Raw genomic sequence first — 3584 nt, 5'->3', positions numbered from 1 at the left:
ATCAGACGACAAGGAACAATTGATTGCTCTGGCAGACCATATCCTTACAGCCTGGCGTGGCTACTCGGATCCAGCCGTTCAAGTCTTAGCGGCATCCGACGGTCAGCCCCACCATACCATTACCCCCATTGCACGAATTCGTGATGGGCATTATGAACTGGACTTGGTGCTCCGTGACAACCAAACCTCACCAGAGCATCCAGATGGTATCTATCACCCGCATGCAGATGTGCAACACATCAAAAAAGAAAATATCGGCCTGATCGAAGTCATGGGGCTAGCGATTTTGCCACCTCGTCTTAAGGAAGAACTCAAGCAGGTCCAAGACTATCTACTTGGACGTGAGAGCACGGTAGCGACCTACCACCAGCCTTGGGCAGATGATTTGAAAGCCACTCACCCATCCCTCACAGATGAAGCAGAGGCAGAAGCCCTTGTCCGTAAATCAGTCGGTCAAATCTTTGCGCGGGTGCTGGAAGATGCTGGTGTCTACAAGCGAACAGCAGAAGGCCAGACAGCCTTTAGACGCTTTGTTGCGACACTTTAAGTGTGGAGAAGAGGCAGAAATTTGGTACAATAAGAGAGAAAACAAAGAAGCGAAAGGAAAATAAATGGCAATACTCGTACTCGGAGGAGCTGGCTATATCGGTTCCCACATGGTGGACCGTTTGGTCAATGAAGGACAGGAAAAAGTCGTCGTGGTCGATAGCCTGGTCACAGGCCACCGTGCAGCGGTGCATCCAGATGCGGTCTTTTACCATGGAGACCTGGCGGATCAAGACTTTATGCGCAGGGTTTTTAAGGAACATGCAGATATCGATGCGGTCATCCACTTTGCGGCCTACTCACTGGTTGCTGAATCCATGGCAGATCCATTGAAATATTTTGACAATAATACAGCAGGCATGGTTAAACTCTTGGAAGTCATGCATGAATGTGGGGTGCACTACATCGTCTTTTCTTCAACTGCTGCCACCTACGGCATTCCAGAAGAAATTCCGATTCTTGAAACCACTCCGCAAAAACCAATCAACCCTTATGGCGAAAGCAAGCTCATGATGGAAACCATCATGCGTTGGGCTGATCAAGCCTACGGCATCAAGTATGTGCCCCTTCGTTACTTTAATGTTGCGGGTGCTAAGCCTGACGGATCTATTGGGGAAGACCATGGACCAGAGACCCATCTCTTACCGATCGTCTTACAAGTGGCCCAAGGAAAACGCGAGAAGATCTCTATTTTTGGAGATGACTACCAGACACCAGATGGCACCAATGTTCGGGACTATGTCCATCCATTTGACTTGGCGGATGCCCATCTTTTAGCAGTGGAGTATCTGCGTAATGGCAACCCATCTACTGCCTTTAACCTGGGCTCGTCGACTGGATTCTCCAATCTTCAAATCGTAGAAGCAGCCCGCAAGGTGACGGGACATCCAATCCCTCTGGAGATTGCAGATCGTAGACCAGGAGATCCAGATACCCTGATCGCGTCATCTGAGAAGGCGCGTGCCATCCTCGGCTGGCAGCCAAAATTTGACAATATCGAAACCATTATCCAAACAGCCTGGGAATGGCATTCCAGCCACCCAGATGGCTACAATGATCGATAAGTAGGGGACTGCGAACATTATTTTTGAGACTTTTCTAATAACATCTAAAACGACAGTTGATCCTGCTAAATGACTCGTTTCAGATGTCAGTCATTTCCCTAACCATCATAAAAAAGTGAGGTATTCAAAATGAATAAAACCACAAAAATGTTAGCCGTCTTCTTGACAGCGGGTCTTCTTTTAGCTGGTTGCGCACAAAAAGAGAGTACAAAATCTACTAGTCCATCGTCCACTAAGGCGACTAGTAAAGCAACAAGCAAATCATCCGCTAAAGAGAAGACAAAAGAGTCATCAACGGATGAAAGCCAAAAAGAGGATGCACTAGCAGGTGCTCAAAAAACGGTTCTTGAATCGAGTGATGAAGCAGGTAAGTCCACTGTAACCTTGTATTACAAGGGAGATACCTTGTTAGTACAAGAAAAAGTTGATGATTACGACGTCTCAAAAGTTCCTGGTGAAAACCCTCTTGAATCCATGAAAGAAGCCGTTGCTAAGAGCCAAGAAATGTTCAAAGATTTGATGGGACAAGGATTTGAACTAACATCAGAATACAAAGATGGAATCTTTTATATCCGCAATACCATTGATTACACAAAAATCGATTTTAATAAATTAAAAGAAATCGTCCCAGGCTTTAATCCCCTAGATGACAAAACAGTTAGTTATTCAGTAACGAAAGAAAGTCTCATTAACAGTGGTATGGTCGAAAAATAATGTTTTGATATTCTAATCGGTCAGATTTTTCGCTTTGCTAAGGCTAGTGATGACCAAATCGTGAACAAGGATTATGTCTTCCAAGCAATAATGAAGTGGTCGCCTTGATCAAGCAACATATCGAAAGTCAGGACAATCTGGGTCGTCGAGAGCAAAAGGACCCAAATTAGATCAAAATGAAATGGAATAAGAAGGTTTTACACAAATCATCAGGTGTAGCCTTCTTTTTTGGTATAATATAAAGAGAAAAGTACAAATGTCAAGGATGGCACAAAAGGAGAAGCTTATGAAACGAAAAGAGAAGTTAGGAGCCTTTATTCTCTTACTAGCAGGACTTATTACGGTTGGTTGTAGCAAACGAACTCCTCGACATTCTAGTCAGTTGAATAACAGCGCGGAAACAACGACTTTATCATCTTCTAGTAAAAAGGTCACTAAAAAAGAAGTAAAAAAAGATTACAAGAAGTTGTACCAGCCTGTATTTGAGGATTATCAAAAGATTTTGACCTCGCCAAAGGATACAGCAAGCATCGCAAGTCTCTCTCAAAGTTTACATGCAACTGAGCGTCCAATCAATAGTTGGGCAATCGAAAATGCGGTTAACCAGGCAGATGAAATGCGTTATGCCTTTGCAGATTTAAATAACGATGGGATAGAGGAACTTCTGATTGCGGACCTAAATTTGAGTGGCAAATATTTCTTAACCGGTCTTTACTATTTGCAAGCCGGGAAACCTGTCCTTTTGGCAGAAGGGTTCGTGGCAGGTCATGGTGGAGCAAGAAATGCTACGCTTGTCTATAAAGGAGGAGAAGTCCTAGAGCTTAGCTGGTCTTCAGGAACGGGTCAAGGTTATGGAACTCTTTATCAGCTTAATGCCAAGCAAGAGCAAGCAACTATCCTCCAAGAAAAAGAGATTCAAATACAAGCAAATGATATTGCTGCTGATTTTGGAAAAAATGCATCGGATCAAATTGACTTAAGAGGCCTCGATTGGCAGGAATTTGAAGTTCCAAGTCGTTCATCTAAGTCAACAACTGAGCAAAAAGCACCATGGAATCTCAACAAATCTGCCAAGCTAGAAGCTTTTATAAAGGACTGGGGGGAAAGACTAGGACAGCCCAATTACCAAAAGGGGATCGTAGGAGGAGATGTTGGTCCTGACCACCTCTATACACTTAGGGATGATGGACCAAGTGAAAAAATGAATGCTGAGTACTCGGATACAGGTCTAGGAAATGCCCAGTACCGAATAGTAGAGTG

Annotated in this window: 3 protein-coding genes and 1 pseudogene; all 4 read left to right on the top strand. The window is 44.0% G+C overall.

Annotated features, from left to right (window positions below):
• Nucleotides 1-547, top strand: a pseudogene (locus tag ACLOR3_RS05155) (UDP-glucose--hexose-1-phosphate uridylyltransferase); the annotation flags it as partial.
• Between the two features lie 64 nt (nt 548-611).
• On the top strand, nt 612-1610 hold the full coding sequence (gene galE, locus ACLOR3_RS05150) for a UDP-glucose 4-epimerase GalE (protein ID WP_006596547.1): 999 nt from the start codon (nt 612-614) through the stop codon (nt 1608-1610).
• Nucleotides 1611-1739: 129 nt separating this feature from the next.
• Nucleotides 1740-2324 (top strand): DUF1307 domain-containing protein, encoded by a 585-nt coding sequence (locus ACLOR3_RS05145; RefSeq protein WP_006596546.1) that lies wholly within the window; start codon nt 1740-1742, stop codon nt 2322-2324.
• Nucleotides 2325-2610: 286 nt separating this feature from the next.
• The coding region (locus tag ACLOR3_RS05140; RefSeq protein WP_412037050.1) for a DUF4767 domain-containing protein at nt 2611-3584 on the top strand (974 nt) is incomplete at its 3' end.

Origin of the sequence: Streptococcus intestinihominis, from assembly GCF_046824975.1 — a bacterium.
Taxonomy (GTDB): domain Bacteria; phylum Bacillota; class Bacilli; order Lactobacillales; family Streptococcaceae; genus Streptococcus.
Note: the sequence above shows the minus strand (reverse complement) of the source record. Positions and strands in the feature narration are given on the sequence as shown.